Raw genomic sequence first — 4,917 nt, 5'->3', positions numbered from 1 at the left:
GTTGGTCGAGAAGAAATTCGCCAACAAACTTGGGAAATCGTTGATCGGCTAACTGAACGTTATGGTGTTGGTGTTCGCGTTATCGACGTTAACTTCCAGGGCGCTCGCCCACCAGAAGAAGTTCGTGATGCGTTTGATGATGCAATTCGTGCGCAAGAAGACCAAGAGCGGTTTGTTCGTGAAGCCGAAGCTTATGCGCGGGAAATTGAGCCTACTGCGCGTGGTAGAGTGCGTCGTTTGCAACAAGAAGCACAAGCTTATAAAGAGCAAATGGCACTTCGCGCGCTTGGTGAAACTGCACGTTTCAACGAGTTGTTACCGCAGTACCAACTGGCACCAGAAGTTACCCGCCAGCGTATTTTCTTAGAAACACTAGAAAGAATTTATGCGAATAATGCGAAGATCTTTATTGATGTAGAAGGTGGCAATCAAATGATGTACCTGCCACTCGATAAGATATTAGAGCAGCATAACCGTGCAGTGCGCCCACAGGCGCCGATTTTGCCAACACAAGGGCAGAATGGGCAGAATACACCGGGGCAAGCTTCCACTTCTAGCCAGCAAGAAACGAGCCGTACTAGCTCTCGTTTCACCCCACGCGGAGGTAACTAAGCAATGAAAAATTTATCAGTTGTAATCGTTGTTTTACTCGCGCTGTTGGGCTATTCATCGCTGTTCACAGTAGTTGAAGGTGAACGCGGTATCGTGATTCGGTTTGGTAAAGTAGCTCAAGATGAACAAGGTATGCCAATAGTTTATGAACCAGGCCTACACTTTAAAGTGCCGTTCATTGAGCGCATTGTTAAACTTGATGCTCGTATCAAAACGTTAGATGGCGAAGCCGATCGTTTCATTACTAGTGAAAAGAAAGATTTGATCGTTGATGCGTTTGTGAAATGGCGTATCGAAGATTTCTCAAAATACTATCTTTCTACTGGCGGTGGTAACCAACGCCAAGCTGAAGAGCTATTAATGCGCCGTATCAATGCTGGCTTACGTGCCGAGTTTGGTGCGCGTACTATCCGCGATATCGTATCGGGTGAGCGTGATGAATTAATGGAACAAGCGTTGATTCAAGCATCACAAAGCTCGGATGATTTAGGTATTCAGGTATTAGATGTGCGGGTTAAGCAAATTAACTTGCCTACCGAAGTAAGTACTGCGATTTACGAGCGTATGCGTGCCGAGCGTAATGCTGTAGCTCGAGAGCATCGTTCAGAAGGTAGAGAGCAAGCTGAAATTATTCGCGCTGATATTGATGCTCGGGTAACGGTAATGATAGCTGATGCGGAACGGGAAGCGCGCCAAATTCGTGGTGAAGGTGATGCAGAGGCAGCTCGAATTTATGCGGAAACTTACGGGCAAGATCCGGAGTTCTTTGCCTTTATTCGTAGCTTAGAGGCATACACCGCAAGCTTCGGCGATGGTGATAGCGTGCTCGTGTTAAGCCCTGATAGTGATTTCTTTAAGTATTTTAATCAGGTATCAGCGGCAAGCAACTAAGATGGTCACTGAATACGGATAATTAGTACGGATAAAAAAACGGGAGCTGCGGCTCCCGTTTTTTATGCAAACGTATTAGGATAAAGAAAAAACGGAGCGGCTTATGTATCAGCACTTGTATAAACACTTTCTCAATGCACGGCCAAACCTGCTGCATTGCGCGCCACATAGCCATTATTATTGGCCCGATGTAACCCGCCAGGCTCAGCTTGAGTATTGGGATGATTCAGCGCGCTATGCGGATGAAAAGTGGGGTTATTTCTTTAGTACGAAAATCCCGGAGCTACAGCGTAATATTGCCGCTGAGTTGCATCTAAGCGATCCCGAGCAAATTGTATTTGCACCGAATACTCATGAGTTTGTGTATCGTTTGTTAAGCGTATTTGATGCTAGCGCTCCATTGCATATTTTAACCACCGATGGTGAGTTTCATAGCTTCAACCGGCAAAGCCGCCGCATTCTCGAACGCGGTAACGTGCACTTAGAGGTTGTTCCTTGTCAGCCATACGCTACCTTCGCAGAGCGTTGGCGTGAGGCGGTTGCGGCGCAATCATGGCAGCTTATTTTTATTAGCCAGGTGTTTTATAACAGTGGCGTAGTAGCGCCAAAGCCAGAACAATGGATTAGCGCCGTGCAAGATCCGAAAACACTTATTGTTGTGGATGGTTATCACGGTTTTTGTGCTTTACCTACCGATTTGAGCCCCTACGAAGAACGCATATTCTACTTAGCAGGCGCATATAAATACGCGCAGGGTGGCGAAGGCATGTGTTTTGCAGTAGTACCGAAAGGTTGTAATTTACGGCCGGAGTATACTGGTTGGTTTGCTGATTTCGCCGGTTTAGCGAAGCCGCAAGGTGGGGCTGTAGAGTATGCGGACAATGGTATGCGCTTTGCGGGTGCCACAATGGATTTCACCGCTGCCTATCGGCTGAATGCAGTGTTTGCATTATGGCGTGATGAGAACTTACCTACAACAACTCGGCACCACTATATTGAAAGGCTGCAGCAGGCGTTTTTGCAGCATATCGATACGCTCCAGCATGCTCATTTACATCGTAGTAATCTGGTTACCGGTAGTTGCGCAAGTGGCAGCTACCAGCATGGCCATTTTTATACCTTTGAATTAGCAAGTGCAGAGGTAGTGAGTGAGCTCGCGGATCGCTTGAAAGCACAGGGCGTTGCCACCGACTATCGCGATAAACGATTACGCTTTGGTTTTGCTTTGTACCAAACCCCTGAGGATTTTGGAAAAATACGGGGTTAAACAACCTTTTCGATATTGCGTTTAAAAATCGCTCTGCAAAAGCGGGGCTTTCTGCTAGAATCGCCGCTTAAATCACCGCCATACCAGCGTCCATACATCTAACGTGTGAACTAAAACTATCATGAGTAAAAATGTCGTTATTCTTGGCACCCAATGGGGTGACGAAGGCAAGGGAAAAATCGTTGATCTGTTAACGGATAAAGCCACTTATGTTGTGCGTTATCAAGGCGGGCACAATGCCGGCCATACTCTTGTTATCAATGGTGAGAAAACTGTATTGCACTTAATTCCTTCGGGAATTTTGCGCGATAACGTTACCTGTGTGATTGGTAACGGTGTGGTGCTTTCACCAGAAGCCCTAATGAAAGAAGTTGGTATGCTGGAAGAGCGCGGCATCCCGGTTCGTGAGCGCTTACTTATTAGTGAAGCTTGCCCACTTATTTTGCCGTATCACATTGCCCTTGATCAGGCTCGTGAAGTAGCGCGTGGTAAAAAAGCGATTGGTACTACTGGCCGCGGAATTGGCCCAGCGTATGAAGATAAAGTTGCTCGCCGCGCGATTCGTTTAGGAGATCTTTTCCATCCTGAGCGGCTAGCTGAGAAGCTAGAAGAAACCATGGCACTGCATAACTTTGTGCTAACCGAGTACTTTCAGCAAGAAGCCGTTTCTGTTGCCGATACGCTCGCCTATTGTTTAGAAATCGCCAAGGTATTGAAGCCGTTAATAGCCGACGTACCAGGCCTGCTAGAGCAAGCGCGGAAGAACGGTTCGCCGATCATGTTTGAAGGGGCTCAGGGCACCTTACTGGATATCGATCACGGCACCTATCCTTACGTAACGTCGTCTAATACTACTGCCGGTGGTGTAGCTACTGGCGCTGGTTTCGGTCCGCGTTACCTCGATTATGTTTTAGGTATTGTAAAAGCCTACACCACGCGTGTTGGTTCAGGCCCATTCCCTACCGAATTAGATTGTGAAGTAGGGCAGCACCTAGGTGTGAAAGGGCATGAGTTCGGCGCCACTACCGGCCGTAAACGCCGTACTGGTTGGTTTGATGCCGTAGCGATGCGCCGAGCCGTGCAAATCAATTCAATTAGTGGCTTATGCCTTACCAAACTCGATGTTTTGGATGGCCTTGAAGAACTGAAAATTTGTACCGGCTATGAGCTACCTGATGGTTCAATCGCAGAGCTGCCTCCTATGGCGGCCGAAGATTACGAGTTAGTGAAGCCTGTTTATGAAACCATGCCTGGGTGGAGTGAACGCACTGAAGGTGTTACTGAACACGCGCAATTACCACCAGCGGCATTAGCTTACATTGCTCGTATCGAAGAATTATTAGAGGTTCCGGTAGATATCATTTCAACTGGCCCAGATCGTCAAGAAACTATCGTGTTGCAGCATCCGTTTGGCGGATAATGTAACTGGTTAGATAACAAGCTTACAAAGCTGTTTTTTTAATCTGATGTCTTAAAATTTAAGCAGTCAGATAAAAAAAATCAAAAAATTGCGCATTCGAGGTTGCAAGACCCTAATCAATACCCTAGAATGCGCTCCACCTAAACGGTGGCGCCGGCATAGCTCAGCTGGTAGAGCAACTGACTTGTAATCAGTAGGTCGGGAGTTCGACTCTCTCTGCCGGCACCATTTTTTAGAAAAAACTCGTGGAGGGGTTCCCGAGTGGCCAAAGGGATCAGACTGTAAATCTGACGGCTCCGCCTTCGCAGGTTCGAATCCTGCCCCCTCCACCATTTTTTCTGATTAGGTCCGAGGTAGCCCTGAATCTGAACGCGGGTGTCGTATAATGGCTATTACCTCAGCCTTCCAAGCTGATGACGCGGGTTCGATTCCCGCCACCCGCTCCATATCAAATTTGTGTTGCTGATATAGCTCAGTCGGTAGAGCGCACCCTTGGTAAGGGTGAGGTCGGCGGTTCAAATCCGCCTATCAGCACCAGTTGATTTACAGTTTCAAGAAAACCTCCCCTAGTTGTAAAAAACTCATTTATTTTAAACATCATGAAGCACTGGCGAACATTGTCCGCCGCGCGTTTCGAAAGAGAGGCTGTTATGGCTAAAGCAAAGTTTGAACGTTCTAAGCCGCACGTAAACGTAGGTACTATCGGTCACGTTGACCACGGTAAAAC

The 4,917-nt window shown here is 47.4% G+C and carries 4 protein-coding genes and 4 tRNA genes; all 8 read left to right on the top strand.

The features are described from left to right. Positions 1 to 612, top strand: a 612-nt coding sequence (gene hflK / locus ACNA7P_RS10890; protein WP_416258651.1) for an FtsH protease activity modulator HflK, incomplete at its 5' end; no start/stop codon positions are given. Positions 613 to 615: 3 nt separating this feature from the next. Then, positions 616 to 1,503, top strand: coding sequence for a protease modulator HflC (gene hflC / locus ACNA7P_RS10885; RefSeq protein ID WP_416258650.1), 888 nt, complete (start codon positions 616 to 618; stop codon positions 1,501 to 1,503). Positions 1,504 to 1,606: 103 nt separating this feature from the next. Further along, positions 1,607 to 2,770 carry an aminotransferase class V-fold PLP-dependent enzyme gene (locus ACNA7P_RS10880; protein WP_416258649.1) on the top strand — a complete coding sequence of 388 codons (1,164 nt, stop codon included), beginning with the start codon at positions 1,607 to 1,609 and terminating at the stop codon, positions 2,768 to 2,770. A 121-nt stretch (positions 2,771 to 2,891) separates the two neighbouring features. Further along, positions 2,892 to 4,190, top strand: coding sequence for an adenylosuccinate synthase (locus ACNA7P_RS10875; protein ID WP_416258648.1), 1,299 nt, complete (start codon positions 2,892 to 2,894; stop codon positions 4,188 to 4,190). Between the two features lie 152 nt (positions 4,191 to 4,342). Then, positions 4,343 to 4,418, top strand: a tRNA-Thr gene (locus ACNA7P_RS10870). A 19-nt stretch (positions 4,419 to 4,437) separates the two neighbouring features. Then, positions 4,438 to 4,522, top strand: a tRNA-Tyr gene (locus tag ACNA7P_RS10865). 39 nt (positions 4,523 to 4,561) lie between these two features. Then, positions 4,562 to 4,636 (top strand) — tRNA-Gly (locus ACNA7P_RS10860). Positions 4,637 to 4,651: 15 nt separating this feature from the next. After that, a tRNA-Thr gene (locus ACNA7P_RS10855) sits at positions 4,652 to 4,727 on the top strand. The last annotated feature ends 190 nt before the right edge of the window (positions 4,728 to 4,917 follow it).

This window comes from Aliidiomarina sp. (assembly GCF_047920995.1).
GTDB lineage: Bacteria > Pseudomonadota > Gammaproteobacteria > Enterobacterales > Alteromonadaceae > Aliidiomarina.
Note: the sequence above shows the minus strand (reverse complement) of the source record. Positions and strands in the feature narration are given on the sequence as shown.